Source organism: Herbiconiux sp. 11R-BC, from assembly GCF_049472555.1.
Lineage (GTDB): Bacteria > Actinomycetota > Actinomycetes > Actinomycetales > Microbacteriaceae > Herbiconiux.
Map to the genome: position 1 here is coordinate 616,157 of NZ_JBCEBO010000001.1, position 19,635 is coordinate 635,791.

At 69.9% G+C, this 19,635-nt stretch carries 11 protein-coding genes; 1 reads left to right on the plus strand and 10 read right to left on the minus strand.

Going from position 1 to position 19,635, the window contains the following annotated elements; all coding sequences use genetic code 11:
* Positions 1-4: 4 nt before the first annotated feature.
* The 8 genes from VD659_RS02745 to VD659_RS02780 form a co-directional block, all read right to left on the minus strand.
* Entirely contained in the window at positions 5-1,165 is a 1,161-nt protein-coding gene (locus VD659_RS02745; protein WP_423259606.1) for a cystathionine gamma-synthase, read from the minus strand.
* A gap of 26 nt (positions 1,166-1,191) precedes the next feature.
* A complete protein-coding gene (locus tag VD659_RS02750) occupies positions 1,192-2,559 on the minus strand; it encodes a cystathionine beta-synthase (RefSeq protein WP_423259607.1) in 1,368 nt (455 codons plus the stop codon).
* 257 nt (positions 2,560-2,816) lie between these two features.
* Positions 2,817-7,442 carry a cell wall-binding repeat-containing protein gene (locus tag VD659_RS02755; RefSeq protein ID WP_423259608.1) on the minus strand — a complete coding sequence of 1,542 codons (4,626 nt, stop codon included), beginning with the start codon at positions 7,440-7,442 and terminating at the stop codon, positions 2,817-2,819.
* A 132-nt stretch (positions 7,443-7,574) separates the two neighbouring features.
* Positions 7,575-9,593 carry a TIM-barrel domain-containing protein gene (locus tag VD659_RS02760; protein ID WP_423259609.1) on the minus strand — a complete coding sequence of 673 codons (2,019 nt, stop codon included), beginning with the start codon at positions 9,591-9,593 and terminating at the stop codon, positions 7,575-7,577.
* A 21-nt stretch (positions 9,594-9,614) separates the two neighbouring features.
* Positions 9,615-11,570: a glycoside hydrolase family 127 protein gene (locus tag VD659_RS02765; protein ID WP_423259610.1), complete on the minus strand. Its 1,956-nt coding sequence runs from the start codon at positions 11,568-11,570 to the stop codon at positions 9,615-9,617.
* A gap of 22 nt (positions 11,571-11,592) precedes the next feature.
* The gene (locus tag VD659_RS02770; protein WP_423259611.1) at positions 11,593-12,411 is read right to left on the minus strand and encodes a carbohydrate ABC transporter permease; all 819 of its coding nucleotides are present in this window, start codon (positions 12,409-12,411) and stop codon (positions 11,593-11,595) included.
* Positions 12,408-13,391: a carbohydrate ABC transporter permease gene (locus VD659_RS02775; protein WP_137837794.1), complete on the minus strand. Its 984-nt coding sequence runs from the start codon at positions 13,389-13,391 to the stop codon at positions 12,408-12,410. Before VD659_RS02775 ends, VD659_RS02770 begins: the two co-directional genes overlap by 4 nt.
* A 49-nt stretch (positions 13,392-13,440) precedes the next feature.
* Complete coding sequence (locus VD659_RS02780) at positions 13,441-14,697, minus strand: sugar ABC transporter substrate-binding protein (protein WP_423259612.1); 1,257 nt, start codon at positions 14,695-14,697, stop codon at positions 13,441-13,443.
* Between the two features lie 185 nt (positions 14,698-14,882).
* Here VD659_RS02780 and VD659_RS02785 point away from each other — a divergent pair, with 185 nt between their 5' ends.
* Entirely contained in the window at positions 14,883-15,938 is a 1,056-nt protein-coding gene (locus VD659_RS02785; RefSeq protein ID WP_423259613.1) for a LacI family DNA-binding transcriptional regulator, read from the plus strand.
* Between the two features lie 12 nt (positions 15,939-15,950).
* Here VD659_RS02785 and VD659_RS02790 read toward each other — a convergent pair whose 3' ends face one another.
* Positions 15,951-17,378, minus strand: coding sequence for a mechanosensitive ion channel domain-containing protein (locus VD659_RS02790; RefSeq protein ID WP_423259614.1), 1,428 nt, complete (start codon positions 17,376-17,378; stop codon positions 15,951-15,953).
* A 9-nt stretch (positions 17,379-17,387) separates the two neighbouring features.
* Positions 17,388-19,586: an adenylate/guanylate cyclase domain-containing protein gene (locus tag VD659_RS02795; RefSeq protein ID WP_423259615.1), complete on the minus strand. Its 2,199-nt coding sequence runs from the start codon at positions 19,584-19,586 to the stop codon at positions 17,388-17,390.
* Positions 19,587-19,635 lie beyond the last annotated feature (49 nt).

A 19,635-nucleotide genomic window follows, 5' to 3' on the forward strand; every position in this document is an offset into this window, starting at 1 on the left:
TCCGCTACTTGCGCGGGAGTGCCCGCTCGAGGTCGGCGAGCAGATCGTCGACCGCCTCGATGCCCACCGAGAGACGGATGACGTTCTCCGGCACCTCGAGCGGCGTTCCCTTCACCGAGGCGTGGGTCATCTCCGAGGGGTAGCCGATGAGCGACTCGACGCCGCCGAGCGACTCGGCGAGCTGGAACAGCTGGGTCGACTCCGCGAACTTGCGGGCCGCCTTCGGGCCGCCCTTCAGAGCGAGCGAGATCATGCCGCCGAACGACTTCATCTGCCGCTTCGCGAGCTCGTGCCCCGGATGCGTAGGCAGGCCCGGGTAGTACACCGCGTCGAGCGCCGGGTGGCCCACGAGGTGCTCGGCGATCGTCTGCGCGTTGCTCGAGTGCCGGTCCATGCGCACCGCGAGGGTCTTGATGCCGCGCACGGTGAGCCAGGCATCCATCGGCCCCGAGACGCCGCCGGAGGCGAACTGCAGAAAGCGCACCTTCTCCTCGAGCGCGTCGTCGTTCAGCACCACGGCGCCGCCGAGCACGTCGGAGTGGCCGCCGAGGTACTTGGTGGTGGAGTGCACCACGATGTCGGCGCCGAGCGAGAGCGGCTGCTGCAGGTAGGGCGACGCGAAGGTGTTGTCCACCACCACGAGGGCGCCGGCCGCGTGGCCGATCTCGGCCAGCTCGGCCACGTCGCTGATCTTCATCAGCGGGTTCGAAGGGGTCTCGAGCCAGAGCAGCTTGGTCTTGCCGCCGGCGACGGCCTTCGCCACCGCGGAGAGGTCGCTCATCTCGACCACGACGTTCTCGACGCCCCACTTGCCGTGGATGCGGTTGATCAGGCGATGGGTTCCCCCGTAGACGTCGTTGCCGAGCACGATGCGGTCGCCCGGTTCGAGCACGGCCCGCAGCAGCGCATCCTCGGCCGCGAGGCCGGAGGCGAAGGAGAGGCCGTGCTTGGCGCCCTCGAGCGAGGCGATCAGCGTCTCGAGCGAGGTGCGGGTGGGATTGCCGCCGCGGGCGTACTCGTAGCCTCCGCGGAAGCCGCCGATGCCGTCCTGCACGAAGGTGCTGGTGAGGTAGACGGGCGGGATGATCGCGCCCGTGGTGGGGTCGAACTCCTGGCCGGCGTGGATGGCGCGGGTCTCGAAGCTCTCGTTCTTCTTGGAAGCCATGATGGTGTCTTTCGTGAGGTCGGGGGTCACGCTTCGCTGAGGAAGGTGAGGAGGTCTTGACGGGTGATGACGGTGACGGGCTTGCCGTCGTCGGAGACGAGCAGCGCGGGCGCCGTGGTGAGGGCCTGGCGGGCCGCCGACACGGGCTCGTTGATGCCGATCAGCGGCAGGGCCGGCGCGACGAAGTCGCCCACCTTGTCGGTCATGGCGGCGCGGCCCCCGAACACCTGGTCGAGCAGCGTCTGCTCGTCGAGCGAGCCGATCACCTCGCCCATCACCACGGGCGGCTCGGCCGAGAGCACGGGCAGCTGCGAGACGCCGTAGGTGGTCATGATGTCGATGGCGTCGTGCACGGTGTCGCTCGGATGCGCGTGCACGAGGGCCGGCAGGGTCCCGTTCTTGCCGCCGATGAGCTCGCGCACGGTCGACCCCTCGCTCTCGGGGGCGAAGCCGTAGGAGCGCATCCATTTGTCGTTGAAGATCTTGCCGAGATAGCCGCGGCCACCGTCGGGCAGGAGCACCACGACCACCGCGTCGGCCGGGAGGTCGCGCGCGGCCTTCAGGGCCACGGAGACGGCCAGGCCGCTCGAGCCGCCGACGAGCAGGCCCTCTTCGCGGGCGAGCCGCCGGGTCATCTCGAACGACTCGGCGTCGGTCGAGGCGATGATCTCGTCGACCACGGTGGGGTCGTACGCGGTGGGCCAGAAGTCCTCGCCCACGCCCTCCACGAGGTAGGGCCGGCCGGTTCCGCCCGAGTAGACCGAGCCCTCGGGGTCGGCGCCGATCACCTGCACGGCTCCGTCGGAGACCTCCTTGAGGTACTTGCCGGTGCCGCTGATGGTGCCGCCGGTGCCGACGCCCGCCACGAAGTGGGTGATGAGGCCCTCGGTGTCGCGCCAGATCTCGGGGCCGGTGGTCTGGTAGTGGCTGAGCGGGCCGTTGGGGTTGGAGTACTGGTTCGGCTTGAAGGCGCCCGGGATCTCGCGCGCCAGCCGGTCGGAGACCGAGTAGTAGGAGTCGGGGTCTTCAGGAGCCACGGCGGTGGGCGTCACGACGATCTCGGCGCCGTAGGCCGTGAGCACATTGCGCTTGTCCTCGCCCACCTTGTCGGGCAGCACGAAGATGCAGCGGTAGCCGCGCTGCTGCGCCACGAGTGCGAGGCCGATGCCGGTGTTGCCCGAGGTGGGCTCCACGATCGTGCCACCGGGCTTCAAGAGGCCCTCGCGCTCGGCGGCGTCGATGATGTTGGTGGCGATGCGGTCTTTCGACGAACCACCGGGGTTCAGGTATTCGATCTTGGCCAGGACCGTGGCCTGGATGCCGTCGGTCACGCTGTTGAGCTTGACGAGCGGGGTGTTGCCGACGAGGTCGATGACGCTGTTCGCGTACTTCATGTCTTGTGTCCTTGACTGGGGCCCGCAGCGATCACGTGCCTGTGTCGCACGGCGCGCTGCGTGAGCGGCGGCTGGGGCGTGGCGAATCCGACTGTTGAGGGAGAAGGTCGCTCTAGCGGCGACAACAGGGATTCACGAACACGCCCCCAGCCTAGCCCACCCGGGCCGGGTCGCGACCGGTCCAGTGACGCGGAGAAGGCGTCCACCCCCGAAGGAGTGGACGCCTTCCCGACGGGCGCGATGCCCCGCGGCTGCGGCTAGCGGCAGGCGGTGAGGGACTCCACCCCCTCAGCCAGAGTGTTTGGGCCGCCCAGGAGGGTGACCTTCGTGGCACCGAGCGCGGTGATCTGCGCCAGCGTCTCGGCCGGCACGCAGGTGCCCGGAACCGTGAGCAGGGGCGCGCCCACCTTGGGGCCGAACGCCGAACCGGCCAGCGCATCCGGGAACTTCTCCCCCGTCGCCAGCAGCACGCGGTCTGCGGTGGTGGCGAAGTGCGCCGTGATGGCCCGCGAGGCCGCGTAGCGGTCGGCACCACCGAGGCGGACCGTCGCCGCGATCGCGGCGGCATCGCTCTGGATGCCGTCCGAGACCGAGTTCGGCCCTCCGGCGATGGCGATCTCGGTGACGCCGAGCTGCCCGAGAAGAGCCTTCGTGGCGTCGTCGAGCCCGGAGGCCCCGCCGTTCACGAGGATCACCGGCCCGCGTCCCGCCACCGCGGCACCCGCCGAGAGGGCGTCGGGGAAGTTCGCCCCGGCCGCCAGCACGGCCACCGGAGCACCGTTCGGGAACGCCGCCGCGGCGATGTTCCGTGACGCCTCGAAGCGGTCGGCACCACCGATGCGCGACACCGGGGCGAGCGCGGCGAGCGCCGTCTCGACGGTGCTGCTCACGGTGTTCACACCACCCACGATCACGATCTTGTCCGGATGCAACCGCACGATCTCGTCACGCACCACGCCCGGCAATGATCCGGATGCGGTGAGCAGGATGGGCGCATCCGCCACGGTCGCCGCGGGAGCCGCGGAGAGCGCATCCGGGAACACCGCACCCGACGCCACGAACACGGTCGACGCCCCGTCCGGGAACCCCGCCTTCGAGGTGTTCACCGCCACCTCGAACCGGTCCGCACCCGCGATCCGATCCACCACCACCGGCTGCGGCTCCGGCGTGGAGTCCGCGACGATCGGCGTCACCCGGATCTTGTCGATGTTCGGCGCGTACTGCGAGCGCAGCAGCACCCCGGGGAAGGTGTCGGAGATGTAGCTCGTGCCGTCGAAGTTGGTCTTCTCCTGCGACGAGAACCGGATGGTGTTGACCCCGGCCTGCAGCTGCACGTCGACGGTCTGCTCCCAGAAGTCGTTCTGGTGGAACGAGTGCGGGAACAGCACGCGCACCGGTGCCGCGCCGTTGACCGAGATGTCCGCGGGCCGGGCCAGCGGGTCGGGGTTGTAGTGCGTGGCGGGCGACTGCTCCTGGTTCGAGAAGCGCACGGTCAGCGCGTAGGTGCCGGCCTTGTCGACCGTCACGTGGTCGAAGGTCAGGGTGTTGCCGTTGCCGGGCGCCCCTCCCACTCCGGTGACGGCCAGGCCGCCGCTCGCGAGCGACAGCGGTGTGGCCGTGGCGGTGCCGGCGAGCACGGCGCTCTCGGCCTCGTACTCGGTGGAGGCGAGCGCTCCGTCGCTCTGCTGCACGCGCAGGCGGTCGAGCAGGATGCTGCCCGCCGTGCCCGTGACCGTCACCTTGTTGACGCCACCGTCGAGGAAGACGGTCGCGGTCGTGCTGTCGCCGACCGTGGCCACGTCGTTGCCGTTCACCGTGAGGGTGCCGGTGCCGCCGCCGAGGGTGTCGACGCCGAGGATCGATTCCCCCTCCCGGGCCGAGTACACCCAGAAGGTGGCCGACTGCCCGGCGCCGACGGAGGCCACCCCGGAGGCCGAGACCCCCGCGTGCGAGTAGTCGGTGGTGGCGCCGTCGAGGCTCGCGTACTCGGCCTCGTAGAGCCGGTCCGCCGCCGCGGGGTTCGCCAGCGAGAGGTCGATCTTGTCGACGATCGCGTCGCCCTTGGTGCCCTTGGTTCCGTCGAGGCTCTTCGCCGCGAGCCGGATGGTGTGGGCGCCGGCCGTGAGGTCGACCGTGGTGTCGGTGTGGTCCCACACCACCCACTTGTAGCCGAGCGGCAGGAAGATCTCCTGCTCGGCCCCGCCGTCGACCGTGAGGAACACGTTCGTCGGCCCCTGGTCGGCCACGAGCCCGTAGGTGTTCAGGGAGTTCGCGAACACGCTGAGGTCGTAGCTGCCCGCCTGCGGCACGTCGACCGGGAAGTCGAGCGTGACGTTCGAGCCGGTTCGGAGTCCTCCCACGTCGTAGCCGCCCGAGGTGTAGAACTTCGAGACGTCGGCGGGCGAGCCCTCGACGCCGTTCTTCGAGTAGCCGGAGCCGGTGTGAGCCGCGTCCTCAGCCTCGTACGTGGCCTTCCAGAGCGTCGGGGCGACGGCCTGGTCGCTGGCGTTCGCTCCGGGGGTCAGCACGATCTCGTAGGCCGACGACTCGTCGAGCGCCGGCAGCGAGCCGCCGAAGTCGAAGTCGACACTGCCGCCTGTGACCACGGCGTCCGTCTCCGACACCACGGCGGGGCCGGCCGAGTCGCCGACCTGGCCGCTCCAGTCGATGCGCTGGATCGACGCGTGCACCCGGTCGCCGAAGACCGCCGGGTCGACGTGGTCGAAGCTCACGAGGGCGTTGCCGGATGCGCCGCCGAAGATCGCGCGCGCCTGGGCCTTCGACTCGTCCAGCGTCGCCACTCCCTGCAGGGTGTAGCTCTGGTCGGGCGAGGGCGGGTCGACGCTCACGGTGTGGCCGCTCATCTGCGAGTAGGCGTTGAGCAGCCACCACTGGCCGTTGCCCCGGTTGGACTGCACGGCGGAGTCGCTGAGGTTGCCGTCGATGTTCCAGTAGGCGATGTCGGCGTCGACCTTGGAGTCCTCGATCGCCGAGATCCACTGGATCATCTGCCCGGGAACCGAGGTGTGGTAGTTGAACGCGTACTCGTCGATGTTGATCGGCAGCTGCCGCCCCTCGTAGGCGGTCCCGGCGAAGGAGCGCTGCTCCATCGCGCGGTACACCGGCACGTTGTTGCGGATGTTCGCCGGGTTGCTGAGCTCGTGCCAGGTCATCACGTCGGGCACCGTGTTCTCGGCCACGGCGTGCTGCAGGAAGCCCTCGACCTGCGAGAACAGCACGCTCGTGTTCGGGCCGGCGATCCGCGCGGACGGCATCTTCTGCTTGATCATGCGGTAGGCGGCATCCCACGCGGCGAAGTAGTCGGCGGGGTTGTCGAGCCAGCTGACGCCGTCGTAGCTCCACTGACCGGTGCCGAACATGTTGCCCTCGGGCTCGTTGAACGGAACGAACACGATGTTGTCCTGCTGGTCGGCCGGCAGCTGCAGCACCTGGTCGACCTGGGTGGCCATCTTGTCCATGTAGCCCGAGAGCTTGGCGGCCGGGGTGTCCCCCTCCCACTCGTAGGGGAAGCCGCGGTTGATGTCGGTCATGTAGATGTAGACGTCGCCGTTCGTGGCGTTCGCGAGCGGCTGCACCACCTCGAGGGCGTCGGCGCCCGGATGCTGCGGGCCGTCCTGCGCCTTGGTCGCCACGGTGCGCAACCCCATGCCCTCGATCAGGTTGTCGCTCGGGATGCCCGGGCCGTACAGGCCGTAGAGCGTTCCCGAGGCTCCGCCGTGGAAGGCGCCGGTGTCGCTGGAGAGGTCGATCGACAGCTCGCCGGCCACGATCACCTTCACCGTGGCGGTGACGGCCTCCCCGGCCGCCGTGCCGTTCACGGTGAAGCTGCCTCGCTGGGCGTAGGCCGCGGGGTCGACCGCGTCCCAGGCGATGGGCACCGGGCGATCGAAGCCGTCGGAGTAGTGCGCGGTGGCCGTGGCGGGCAGCGCCGGAGCGGTGCCGACCGTGGTGCGCACGTCGAACGCGGTCTGCGCGAGGCCGTCGACGGTGGGCACGGCCCCGTCGACGAGCTCGGTCACCTGATCGGCCGAGAGGGCGATGCCGTAGACGCTGAAGTCGTCGATCGAACCGGCGAACAGGGGGTCGTTGTAGAACGACTTGCCGATGTAACCCGCCACGGTCGCGGAGTTCGCGATGAGCTGGGTCGCGTCGACGGACGTCGTGGCCGAGCCGACCGCCACGCCGTCGAGGTAGGTGGTGAGGCTGTGCGCCGCGCTGTCGAGCGTCACGGTGACGGTGGTCCACTGGCCGAGCGGCAACGCCGCAGACCCGGTGACCTGCGCCTCGGCGCCGGGGCCGTTCGTGGTGACGGCCGTACGCAGGAAGCCGTCGCTGTTCTTGGGCGTGGTGAAGATGTACTGCGTGGTGTTGGTGCCGATGCCGAACAGCCACTGCCAGGCCTGCGTGGAGGAGTTCAGCTTCACGCGGGCCGACACGGTGATGTCGCTCTTGCCGGCGATGAGCGTCTTCGGCAGCGAGACGTAGGCGCCGTTGGAGTTCCAGGCCCCGCCGGGCAGCGTGAGCGCGGTCGATCCGGATGCCGAACCCGGCTCGAGCGCCGCCTGCGCCGTGTTGACGATGGTCGCGTCGAGGCCGTGCCCCGTGCGGTCGACGACGGTGCCGCTCGTGAGCGGGTCGCCGTCGAAGTCGTAGTGGGCGAGCAGGCTGCCGTCGGGGATGACCGCGGGCACCGCAGCCGGAACCCCGGATGCCGGTGCCGCCGCATGGGCCACGCCCGCTCCGGCGAGGGCGAGCGAGACGACGACCGCCCCGACGGTGGCCGAAGCCGCCGCGCGGAACGCTCCTCGCCGGCGGGTGTGCCGCCTCTGGTCGAGCCCTCGGCTCGAGTGGACAGTCTTCATGGTCGGTCCCTTCATCATCGGACGGATTCGGTGGTGCTGGTGGTGGAAGTCAGGTGGTGGAAGTCGGACGGTGGAAGCAGGGCGGAGCGGCCGGTCGGTGCGGCCGGTCGGTGGGGCCGGCCGGTCGGTCGGTCAGGACGCGGCGAGCGCCCCCAGCACCGCGGCCCCTTCGCGCACGAACACCGGGATCCGCTCGAGCGGGGCGTCCGCGACGATCGACGCGCCTCCCGCGTACGTGCGACCGCTCGCCGCATCGACCCAGCGGGCGCCGGCCGGAAGGTGCACGGAACACTGCGTGACCCCGGGAGCCGACACCGGGCACACGAGCAGGTCGGGCCCGAACAGGAACTGGTCCTCGCTCGTCCATGCCTCGGGGTCGTCGGGGAAATCGACGAACACCGGCCGCAGAGGCGGCAGCCCCTGTGCCGCCGCCACGCGCATCTGCTCGTGGATGTAGGGTCGCAGTCTCTCCCGCAGCCGTAGCACCCCCGCGATGATGTCGGAGGCCTCCGCGCCGAACGACCAGACCTCGTTCGGGCCGCCGGTCTTCGCCGAGCTCGTCGGCGTTCGCGGCTCCCGGTCGCCGTGCAGCCGGAACAGCGGGCAGAACACCCCGAACTGGAACCAGCGGATCATGAGCTCGCGGTACGCCGGGTCGCGGGCGTCGCCGCCGTGGAAGCCGCCGATGTCCGTGGTCCACCACGGGATGCCCGAGACGGCGATGGCCTGGCCGGCCCGGATCTGCTGCGTCAGCGAGAGCCAGGTCGCCGGGATGTCACCCGACCAGACCGCGGCCCCGTACTTCTGCGAACCGGCCCAGGCCGAGCGGCAGAGCAGCACGGTGGGCGGCTGCCCGGCCGCGCGCATCCCCTCGGCGAAGAGCCGAGCGTTCTCGCGCGGGTAGACGTTCGCCACCTCGGCTCCCGGGCCGGCGTAGAAGGCGAGATTCGAGGGATGCGCGGGGTTGAGCTCCGGCTCCGAGGCGTCGAGCCAGAACACGCGGATGCCGAGATCGAGGTAGTTGTTCTGCACCAGACCCCAGACGTACTCGCGGGTGGCGGGGTTGGTGGGGTCGTAGAACGCCACCGGCATCGGCACCGGCATCCGCTTGTCCTGGATGGTCTGCTGGAACTCGACGCCCTGGTCGGCCCCCACCAGCAACCCGAGGTCGCGGTAGTCGGCGAAGTTCTCGGAGAGCGGCGAGACGGTGGGCCAGATCGACACCATGAGCTCGACGCCCTGCTCTCGGAGTTCGTCGACCATCGCGCGCGGGTCGGGCCATTCGGCCTCGTCGAATCGGAAGTCGCCCATGGCCGACCAGTGGAAGTAATCGGTCACGATCACGGAGAGCGGCAGCTCCCGCCGCTTGTATTCGCGAGCGACGCCCAGGAGCTCCTCCTGATCGAGGTAGCGCAGCTTCGACTGCCAGAACCCGCTCGCCCACTCGGGCAGCTCCGGGCTGTGGCCGGTGGCGTCGGCGTAGCGTCCGAGGATCCCGGCCGGGCTCGGCGCCGCGGTGAACCAGTAGTCGATCTCCCGGGCCTGACCGGCCTGCCAGCGCGTGACGTTCTCCGAGAACTCCACTCGTCCGAGCGCGGGGACGTTCCACAGCATCCCGTAGCCCCGATTCGAGAGCACGAACGGGATGTTCACCTCGCCGTTGCGCTGCACGAGGTCGAGTGACAGGCCCTTGACGTCGAGGCGTCCGTGCGTGCGCTGGCCCAGACCGAAGAGCTTCTCGCCCGGGTAGGCCTCGAACTGCTGGTGCACCTCGTAGGCGCCGGAGCGGTTGCCGAGGAACACCCGGGATCCCGGCAGCCAGAAGTGCTCGCGGCTCTCGGCGAGCAGGGTCTCCCCGGTGCTGCGCCGTTCGAAGCGGAGCAACGGCTCCGGGTAGGCCGCCGTGGTGTCGAACTCCACGACCACTCGCAGGTCACCCGAGTCGAGCGTCGCCCGCGTCGCCGACACGATGGTCACGACACCGGCCCGACCCTCGGGCGGCCGATCGCCGAGCGCACCGGCGCTCTCGATCGGCAGCCGGTGCAGACTCGCCCGCACCCTGACGCTGTCGTCACCCCACGCCTCGATGCGCAGCACCTCGTGGCGGTGCCGCACCTCGAGCGCTCCGTTGCGCTCCTGGAACCCGACCATGATCCGTCCCCCGTGCCCGCTTCAGCCGTTCGCGCGCGGGGCCCAGACCCGCATGGTCGACGGGCCCCGGTTGCCCCAGGCGTGGTAGGGCAGATAGTCGACGTGGATGCCGGCTGCCTCGCCCTCCACGACGGCGGAGGCGTACGGCCAGCTCGCCTGGTCGGCGGCCCCGTCGCGGGGCAGCATCCTCACCCGGGCGCCACGCGCGGTGGCGACCGGTGCGACCTCGGTGTCGACGACGACGTGCTCGGTGTCGAGATCGCCGGGCAGGTCGGTCGACTCCACGGCGAGCACGAGCGGCCCCCGCTCCACGGCCACCTGGCCGCGCACCGCGTCGACCCGGGGGTGGGCCGTGGTGAACCGGGGCTCGAGCGGCAGCTCGAGCAGCACCGAGTCGCCGGCGGCGAAGCGGCCGCGTACCGTGTGCACAGGCTGGGTCGCCGGGGTCGTGGAACCGCCGGCCGTGACCGTCGCCCCGCGGCGGGCCCAGACCGGGATGCGCAGCCCGAGCTCGATCTCCCCGGCCGTGTCGGCGTCGAAGGTCACCGTCACGGCGCCGTCGAAGGGATAGCCCGAGGTCAGGTGAGCCCGAATACGGGCCCCCGAGGCGAGATCGACGTCGAGCGCGTACTCGCCGTACTGGTGCAGCTGCACCCCCGCATCCGTGGCCGTCGCGAAGTAGAGGTCGACGCTCGCGAGCGTGCGCGCCACGTTGGTGGGGCAGCACGACACCTCGAACCAGGGTGCACGCAGGCTCGACAGCGCGCGCACGCTCACCTCGTTCTCGTCGGGCTCGACGCCGGCCACCCGCTGGTGCAGGGTGTTGGTGTAGAAGAAGGCGCGGCCGTCCTCGCGCGGCGAGGCCAGGATGTTGTTGAGCAGCGTGCGCTCCATCAGCTCGGCGTACTTCTCGTCCCCGGTCTCCAGCAGCAGGCGCCAGCCAAGCATCACCGAGGCGATGCCCGCGCAGGTCTCGGAGTAGGCCCGGTCGCTCGGCAGCTCGTAGTCGGCGCCGAAGGCCTCGTCGAGATGGTGGGAGCCCATGCCGCCCGTGATGTAGGTGCGGCGGGCGACCGTGTTCTCCCACTGCTCGGCCACCGCATCCCGCAACTCCCCGTCGCCGTCCTCGACCGCCACGTCGAGGGCGCCCGAGGCGAGGTAGAGCGCCCGCACGGCGTGGCCGCGCAGGATGGTGGCGTCGCGCACCGGAACGTCGTCCTGGAAGTACTCGGCCCCGAACGGGATCGGCGCGAGCGTACCCGTGCCGCGCCGCTCCACGAACAGGCGGGCCAGTTCGAGGTAGCGGGCGTCGCCGGTCGCCCGTGAGAGCTCGGCGAGCGCCGGCTCGATCTCCGGATGCCCGCACACGGCCACCCGGCCGTCGGGCCCGAACTCGCGGTAGACATGGTCGGCGAGCCGGCGCGCGACCGCCGGCAGCTCGTCGTCGTGGCCGGTGCGCAGCCGCGCCACGGCGGCCTGCAGCAGGTGCCCGAAGGAGTAGAGCTCGTGACCGAACTCGAGGTTCGAGTAGCGCGGGGGCTGGCCGGATCGGCCGAAGCTCGTGTGCAGGTAGCCGTCGGCCTCCTGGGCCGCGGCCACGCGGGCCACCACCGTGCGGTAGCTCTGCTCGAGCTCCGGGTTCGGCTCCCGGCCGAGCTCCCAGGCCATCGCCTCGAGCAGTTTGTAGACCTCGGAGTCCACGAACTCGATGCCGGCGTGATCGGAGCCGATCGTCTCGGCGGCGGCGCGGTCGAAGTTGCCGAGCCAGCCGATGCGTTCGATCCAGCTCAGGCAGTGCTCGATCACGACGGTGGCGTTCAGCTGCTGCTGGTGTCCCCAGAAGCCGCCGGTGACCGAGATCTCCTGCTGCGTGAGCGGGCGCAGGATGCTCGTGCTCGGCACGACCGGGCCGCCCAGGGCGCCGGCCTGCCGGACCCCGCGGCTGGTCGCGGTCGAGGTGTCGGAAGAGAGTGTCATCGTCAGTGCGGTTCTTTCTGTCTCAGTCCTTGACGGCGCCCGCGGTCACGCCGGCAGCGACGTAGCGCTGGGCGATGACGAGCAGCACGGCCGCCGGGATGGAAGCGATGACGGCGGTCGCCATGATCGAGTTCCACTCCTGGTTGTTGTTGCCGATGTACTTGTAGATGCCGAGGGTGATGGGCTGCAGCTTGCCGCCGGCGTCGAGCGTGGAGGCGAACACGAAGTCCGACCAGGCCCAGAGGAAGGCGAACAGAGAAACCGTCACGATGGAGTTGCGGCTGATCGGCAGCACCACCGAGCGGAAGGTGCGCCAGCGGCCGGCGCCGTCGATCGTCGCGGCGTTCATCAGCTCGTTCGGGATGCCCTGCATGAAGGCGGTGAACAGCAGCACGCCGAACGGAACCGCGATGGTCGAGTCGGCGACGATGAGCCCCCAGACCGAGTTGAGCATCCCGATGTTGAGGAAGATCGCGTAGAAGCCCATCGCCATGATGACCCCGGGGATCATCTGGGCGATCAGCAGCACGAAGCTCACCGGGGTGCCGCCGCGCGGCCGCAGCTTCGCGAGCGAGTAGGCGGCCGGCGCCGAGATCACGAGGGTCAGCGCCACCGTGCCGAAGCCGACGATCAGGCTCGTGCCGAGGTAGGGGAGTTGCTCGCTCAGCACGGCCCGGTAGCCGTCGAAGGTGGGGTCGAAGGGGAACCAGTTCGGCGGGTCCTTGCGCATGTCGGCGGTCTTCGTGAGCGAGACGTTGATCATCCAGTACACCGGGAAGAGCATCACGGCGGTCAGGACGACGCCGATCGTGGTCTTCCACCAGGTCTTGCGGGCGGTCATGAGTTCTTCTCCTGACGGCGTTGGGCGGCGATGTAGAGGAAGCCGAAGATCAGCGCGATGATGATGAGCACGTTGCCCACCGCCGCCGCCGGGCTGAAGTCGGGCAGCGCGGTGCCGAACGCCATCTGGTACGACCAGGTCGCGAGCGTCGTCGACGAGTCGGCGGGCCCGCCGCGCGTCATGATCCAGATGATGTCGAACACCTTGAGGGTGTAGATCAGGCCGAGCAGGATGGTGATGGCCGACACCGGGCGCAGCAGCGGGAAGGTGATGCGCCAGAACTTCTGCCAGCCGTTCGCCCCGTCGAGCGCGGCGGCTTCGTAGAGGTCGTTCGGGATGTTCTGCAGCCCGCTGTAGAGGATCACCAGGTTGAACGGGATGCCGATCCAGATGTTGGCGATGATCACCGAGGTGAGCGCCCACTGCGGCGAGGTGAGCCAGTTCACCTGCTGGCCGCCGAGCCCCTCGATCACCGAGTTGACGATGCCCGACTCGCTGTTGAGCATCCAGGCCCAGGTCGAGGCCGAGACGATCAGCGGCAGCAACCACGGCACCAGGAACAGGGCCCGCAGGGTGGCGGAGAGCTTGAAGTGCTGGTGGAAGAACACCGCCAGCCCCATGCCGATCGAGAACTGGAAGATGATCGAGATCACGGTGAAGAGGGCGGTGTGCAGCAGAGCGGGGCCGAACGTCGGGTCGGTGAACACCGACACGTAGTTGTCGAAGCCGACGAAGGCGGCCCCGCCCTGCACGAACGAGCGCACGGTGTAGTCGTGCAGGCTCAGTTCGATGTTGCGGTAGAGCGGATAGGCATAGAAGACGAGCAGGTACACGATGAGCGGGGCGAGGAAGCCCCAGGCAGCCAGCTGCCCGGTGGAGGGCCGCCGGCGCTTGCGCCGGGTGGGCGCGGGCGGAGGAGTGGATGCCTCCCCGCCCGCGTTCCCCGCGGAGCGCCTCGAGAGTGTTTCGGTTGTCGCCATCGTTATCCGACCTGTCTTGATGCGTTTCCGGTCGCGCCGTGCGGCGCGGTTACTTCGTGGCGGTCGCCGCGGCGCTCTGCGCCTGGTCGGCCGCCGCCTGCGGAGTCTGCGACCCGCTCAGCGACTGCTGCACCGCGCCCCAGAGCTGCTCGGAGATCAGCGGGTACTTCGTTCCCAGGTTGTCGCTCGTGCGGCCCTTCGCCGAGGCCACCGCGTCGACCCACGGCTGCAGGTCGGGCGTCTTGGCCACCTGAGCGGCCTGCGCCTCCTTGGTCGGGGCGACGTAGGAGAGCGTGTTGTCGGTGTCGACCAGAGCCGCCGTTGAGGTGAGGCAGTTCGCGATCTTCACCGAGGTGTCGTAGCGCGCGGTGTCGCTCTGCACCGGGATGGTGAGGAACTCGCCACCGGTCGGCGCGGGAGCCGGGCCGCCCGTCTTCGCCGGGATGGTGAGGATGCCGTAGTCGATCCCGGAGTCCTTCACCGACTGCAGCTGCCAGGTGCCGTTCTCACCGAAGGCGTACTCGCCGGTGAGGAACTCCTGCCAGGTGGTGGTCTGCGTGTTGTTCAGCACGGAGTTCGGGGCCAGACCGTTCTTCACCCAGTCGGTCCACAGGGTGAGCGCGTCGACGCCCGCCGTGGAGTTGAGCTCGGTGAGCTTCGCGCCCGATCCCCAGAACCAGGGCAGGAACTGGAAGCTGCCTTCCTCGGTTCCGATGGCGGAGAAGGTGATGCCCTTCTTGCCGGCCGCGGTGACCTTGGTGAGCGCATCCGTGAGGCTCGACCAGTCCTTCACCGAGGCGATGTCGACGCCGGCCGCGCTGAGCACGGACTTGTTGTAGTAGAGGGCGAGGGTGTTCGCGCCGATCGGCACGCCGAAGGTGTCGCCGTCGATCTGGCCGGCCGCGAGGATGTTCGCCTCGAACGCGCTGGTGTCGAGCCCCAGGTCCTTCGTGGTGTTCAGGATGCCCGCGTCGGCGAGCGTGGAGACCACCGGGTTGTCGACGAGCAGCAGGTCGGGCGAGGAGCCCTGCTGGCCGGCGAGCAGCGCCTTGTTGGTGAGGTCGGTGGTGTCGTAGCCGGTGCGCTCGATGGTCACACCCGCCTCGGTGCCGCAGCTGTCGATGCGCTTGGCCCAGGCCGAGGTCGCGTCGAACTGGGGGTACGGGTCCCAGAACGTGTAGGTGCCTCCGGCGGCGGAGGTCGAGCTGCTGCTCGTGGTGCCTCCCGTTGCGCAACCGGCGAGGGTCGCGGCCGTTGCGGCGGCCACGATCACGGCGGCCATCCCCCGCATGTGCTTCTTCGTCATCACGGACATTCCTTCCTTGGAATCATCTGGTGCGTTGGACCGGGATGTCCGTCTTCGTGAGATCCCGATCAGTGTGCCGAAAGTTACCGAAAGTACTTTCTGCGTTCTCACGATATGGATGGACGGACAGCACGTCAAGCATGCCACCAAAAGTTTTCGGGTTTTCGGTCGCGTGTGCGATGATCATGGAAAAGCAGGGCGAGGAGACCATGGAGCGAGAACAGCGGCGGCGCACGAAGTCGACGGTGACGCTGACCGACGTGGCCCGCGAGGCCGGCGTCTCCCTCGCCACCGCGTCGAAGGCGCTCAACGGGCGCTCCCAGGTGAAGGCCGAGACGCGCGAGCGTGTTCTCGAGGCCGCGCGGGCCCTGTCGTTCACGCCCAACCCCTTCGCGCAGGCCTTGAACTCCACCCGCACCGGCACCATCGGCATGCTCACCGCCGACCTCGACAACCGCTTCGTGCTGCCCGTGCTGCTCGGCGCCGAAGACGCCTTCGGCGCCGGTTCGACCTCGGTGCTGCTCTGCGACGCCCGCGGCGACTCCATCCGCGAGCAGCACCACATCCGCACGCTCATCGCGAAGCGGGTCGACGGCATCGTCATCCTCGGCCGCACCACCAATCCGCGGCAGTCGATCACGGCCGGCATCCCGGTTCCGGTCGTCTACGCCTACGCCCCCTCCGAAGACCCGGCCGACCCGTCGTTCACCCCCGACAACGTGATGGCGGGAACCCTCGCCGCCGACCATCTGGTCGAGCGCGGGCGCCGGCGCATCGCGCTCGTGAACGGCGAGCCGAGCTACGCGGCAGCGCGCGACCGCGCCCAGGGCGTGAGCGACGGGCTCGCCGCCCACGGCCTCAGCCTGCTCGGTGGCGACGTGCTCTACGGCCAGTGGACGGAGAGCTGGGGGCGGCAGTGCACCGAGACGCTTCTCGACGCGCATCCGGAGATCGACGCGATCATCGCCGCGAGCGACCAGATCGCCCGGGGCGTGCTCGACCAGCTGCGGGAGCGCGGGCGCTCGGCGCCGCACGACGTCGCCGTGATCGGCTTCGACAACTGGGAGCTGCTGAGCGCGGCCTCGCGCCCGCCGCTCACGAGCATCGACATGAACCTCGAAGACCTGGGCCGCGCGGCGGCACGGGAGCTCTTCTCGGCCATCGGCGGCGAGGCGGCCCGCCCGGGACTGCACCGCCTGCCGGTGCGGCTCGTGCCGCGCGAGTCGACCGCCTCCGCCTGACGGCGGTTCGGCCTACTGCGCGATCTTGTAGACGCCGGCGGCCACCGCGTTCTCCGCGAGCGCCGCCTTCGCTGCGGCGCGGCGGCGGTCGATGGTCTGGCCGATCTCCTTCGCGAGCGAGGGATGCTGCTGCACCAGAGCGTCGATCACGTCCACCGGCAGCCGCAGCACGGTCAGCGGGGTCTCCGCCGAGGCGCGTGAGAGGGTGCGCTCGCGGGTGAGCGCGGTCTGGCCCACGTATTCACCGCGCTCGAGCGAGGCCAGCGGCACGGCGCCCCCGCTCACGATCACCGAGAGTCCGATGCGGCCCTCGATCACCAGGCGGATGGCCTTCGCGATCTCGCCCTCGCGCTGCACCACCTCGCCGGCGGCGAAGCGCTCGATGCTGCAGCGCGGGACGAGGTCTTCGATCTCGTCGACCGGGATGCGTAGGGTCGAGGCCACCCGCACGAGCGAGGCCCGCACGGCCTCGGGCGTGTTCGCCGGGTCGGTCTTCGAGCCGTTGAGCGTGAGCCCGGCGCGCCGGGCGGCGTACCAGAGCCAGCTGGCGAACACCGCGAGGGCGTCGTCGGAGGCGGCGGGCCCGAGCACCGGGATGCCCACCGAGTAGGAGCCACCGCCGGCGTACGAGATGGCGGGGGCGGCCGCCGGGTCGGCGAAGGGAAGGTCACCCGCGACCTGGCGCAGCACCGCCATCACGGCGTGCGGGGCGTCATCCTGAGCGAAGGCCACCGTGGCCGTCGCGTAGTAGGGCCCGGGCGTACGGGAGAGGTTCGTGAACGAGCTCCCCGCGAGCGAGGCGTTGGGCACGATCTGCACGCCCTCGTCGGTCTCGATGTGCACCGCGCGCCAGTTGACCTCGACGACCCGGCCACGCACGCTCCCGGCGTCGAGCCAGTCGCCCAGGCGGAACGGCTGCTCGAACAGCAGCAGCAGGCCCGACACCACCGAGCCCACGGCACTCTGCAGGGCGAAGCCGATGACCACGGAGGTGACGCCGATGGCGGCGAACAGGCCCCCGACATCCGCTCCCCACACCCAGGAGAACAGCATCGCGAGGCCCACCACGATCAGCAGCAGGCGAGCCAGGTCGATGAAGATCGAGGGCAGGCGGTCGCGCCAGGTGCCGGCCTTCGCGTTGCCGAAGAGCACCACGTTGAACGCCGAGAGCACCAGCAGGATCAGCAGGAAGCCGAACACCGTCGCCACCACCCGCACCCAGGTGAACTCCACCGTCACGTGGTCGGCGAACGAGAGCAGGGCGAGCAGCGCCCCGACCGGCAGCACGAGGTTGCGCAGCAGCCGCACGGGCTGCGCGGCCGGGTTGCCCCGCCGCACGAGCACCCCGAGGATCTCGGTGAGCACCACGAGCAGCACCGGCAGGCCGATCGCCACGACGACGGCTCCGACGAACCAGGGTTCCTTCCAGAATTCGAGCATCGTCGTCTCCTAGCCCTGAACGAGTTCCCAGACCGTCTCGGTGCCGGCCCTCGTCTCGATGCTGCCCGACTCGGTGAAGGCCATCGCGTCGGCCATCACCTCGCGAACGCGATCGGTCACGAACACGCCCGGCCGGCCGCCGACACCCTGCACGCGGTTCGCGAGGCTGACCGCCTCGCCCCACATGTCGTAGGCGATGTTGGCCCGGCCCACCAGGCCGCTCGTCACGGTTCCGGCGTCGACGCCGGCGCGCAGCGACAGCTCGGCGCCGTTCGTGGCGTTGAAGCGCGCGAGCACCTTCTGCATCTCGAGGGTGAACTCGAGCACCCGGCGCACGTTGTCGACGCGCGGCACCACGAGGCCGCAGCTGGCGAGGTAGCCCTCGCGCAGGGTGCGCACCTTCTCGATGCCCGTGCGCTCGGCCGCCTCGTCGAAGCCGCGCAGCAGCTCGTTCAGGTGCCGGAGCTCGGCGTCGGGGCTGAGCGTGCCCGAGAACTCGTCGAGACCCACGATGTCGGCGAACACCACGGCGACGTCGTTGTGCACCTGGGCGATGTTGTCCTCGCCGTCGCGGTACCGGGCGGCCACGGCATCCGGCATCACCGTGCGCAGCAGCTTCTCGTTCTCGTTGCGCTGCTCGTCGAGCAGGTCCTGCTTGATCTGCAGGGTTCGGCTCATGTCGTTGAAGGCCGAGGCGAGGTCGCCGAACTCGTCGCGGGAGCCCTGCGGCACCTCCACTCCGAGCTCGCCGCCGGCCACCCGGCGCACCGCGCCCACGAGGCCGCGGACCGGCCGCGCGAACACCTGGGCGAGCACGAGCGACAGCAGCGACACGAGCACCAGGATGCCCGCGATGGTGAGCACCAGGTTGCGCGCGAAATCGGCCACCGGGGCGAAGGCCTCCGAGGTGTCGATGCTCGAGATCACCACCCAGTTGATGCCGTCGATCGGCACCGGCGTGTAGGCGGTGAGCACCTCGTGACCGAGGTAGTTCTTCTCGATCACCGTGCCCGTCCCGCCCTTCAAGGCGGCGTCGACCGAGTCGGTGTTCACCGGTTGCAGCAGAACCGTGCCCTTCACGTCGACGATCCGCTGGGCCGTCGCGGGCGGGGTGCCGGCCGAGATGGCCTCTTCGGCGTAGTCCTCCGGATGCTGCAGCAGTTCGCGGGAGACCGAGCGCATCAGGTGGTCGGGTCCCACGAGGTAGGTCTCTCCGGTGTTGCCGAGACCCTCCTGCTCCCAGTTGCCGCCGGCGGTCATCGTGTCGTTGATCGAGGTGATCGGGAACTGCACCGCGAGCACGCCCACCACGTCGTCGCCCGAGCCCAGCGGCGAGACGCCCCAGGCCGTGGGCACGTTGTAGGAGGGCTGGTAGCGCTCGAAGTCGCTCAGCCCCACGTAGTCGACGGTGTTCGCGTTGAGGGCCCCGGAGTAGGCGCTCGCGAGACCGCTGCCCGCATACGGCCCGGTCTCGATGTTCGTGCCGAGGTCGACTCCCTTGTAGACGGAATAGACCACGTTGCCGTGGGTGTCGAGGATCAGGATGTCCTCGTAGCCGTAGCGCGTCGCCGCGTCGCGGAAATACGGGTTGTAGGCGGCGTTGGCCGCGCTCCACGCGCTGCCGTCGCCCGCGTCGTCGACCGCCGCGGCCGCGTCGAAGGAGTCGAAGGGCGCGGTGTACTGCGACTGGAGGTAGGTCTGGGCGGGGCTCTTCGGCAGGAACAGGTCGGCCGTGGTGGTCTCACCGGTGTGCTGCTCGTAGGTGGGCACGAAGGTCTTGTCGTAGTAGTCCTTCACCGCCGCCGTCTGCGCCGTGGTGGGGGTCGTGCTCGCGAGCTGGTCGAAGCCGGCGGTGAAGTCCTTCGCCGCCCCGATCGCCGTGGCGCCCTTGCTCTCGAGCACGAGGGTGTTGGTGACGTTCTTGAACAGCGTCTCCGAGGCCAGGGTGCGCGACTCGCGCACATTGGTGAGTTCGCTGAAGGCCGCGTTGCGCAGGCTGTCGGTGCCGGAGACGTAGCCCACGGCACCCACCACGAGAGTGCTCCCGATGCTCACCGAGAGCAGCATGATGAGCAGCTTCGACTGGATGCTCAGCCCGTTCCGCCGTCGGCGCCGGGGAGGCCGGGCGGATCGCGCCGGCGTGGGCGCCGGAGGCGCGCCGTCTCCGGCGCCGGTGCTGGTGGTCGAACTCGAAGCGTCTGTCGGCACTGCCGTCACGTTTTCCCCCCGGAATCGGCTCCCCCATCCTGAGCCTCGG

Bases quoted from the DNA above. Each gene is read 5' to 3' on its own strand.
- VD659_RS02745 (WP_423259606.1), bottom strand. From the start codon at position 1,165: ATGGCTTCCAAGAAGAACGAGAGCTTCGAGACCCGCGCCATCCACGCC.
- VD659_RS02750 (WP_423259607.1), bottom strand. From the start codon at position 2,559: ATGAAGTACGCGAACAGCGTCATCGACCTCGTCGGCAACACCCCGCTC.
- VD659_RS02755 (WP_423259608.1), bottom strand. From the start codon at position 7,442: ATGAAGACTGTCCACTCGAGCCGAGGGCTCGACCAGAGGCGGCACACC.
- VD659_RS02760 (WP_423259609.1), bottom strand. From the start codon at position 9,593: ATGGTCGGGTTCCAGGAGCGCAACGGAGCGCTCGAGGTGCGGCACCGC.
- VD659_RS02765 (WP_423259610.1), bottom strand. From the start codon at position 11,570: ATGACACTCTCTTCCGACACCTCGACCGCGACCAGCCGCGGGGTCCGG.
- VD659_RS02770 (WP_423259611.1), bottom strand. From the start codon at position 12,411: ATGACCGCCCGCAAGACCTGGTGGAAGACCACGATCGGCGTCGTCCTG.
- VD659_RS02775 (WP_137837794.1), bottom strand. From the start codon at position 13,391: ATGGCGACAACCGAAACACTCTCGAGGCGCTCCGCGGGGAACGCGGGC.
- VD659_RS02780 (WP_423259612.1), bottom strand. From the start codon at position 14,697: ATGACGAAGAAGCACATGCGGGGGATGGCCGCCGTGATCGTGGCCGCC.
- VD659_RS02785 (WP_423259613.1), top strand. From the start codon at position 14,883: ATGGAAAAGCAGGGCGAGGAGACCATGGAGCGAGAACAGCGGCGGCGC.
- VD659_RS02790 (WP_423259614.1), bottom strand. From the start codon at position 17,378: ATGCTCGAATTCTGGAAGGAACCCTGGTTCGTCGGAGCCGTCGTCGTG.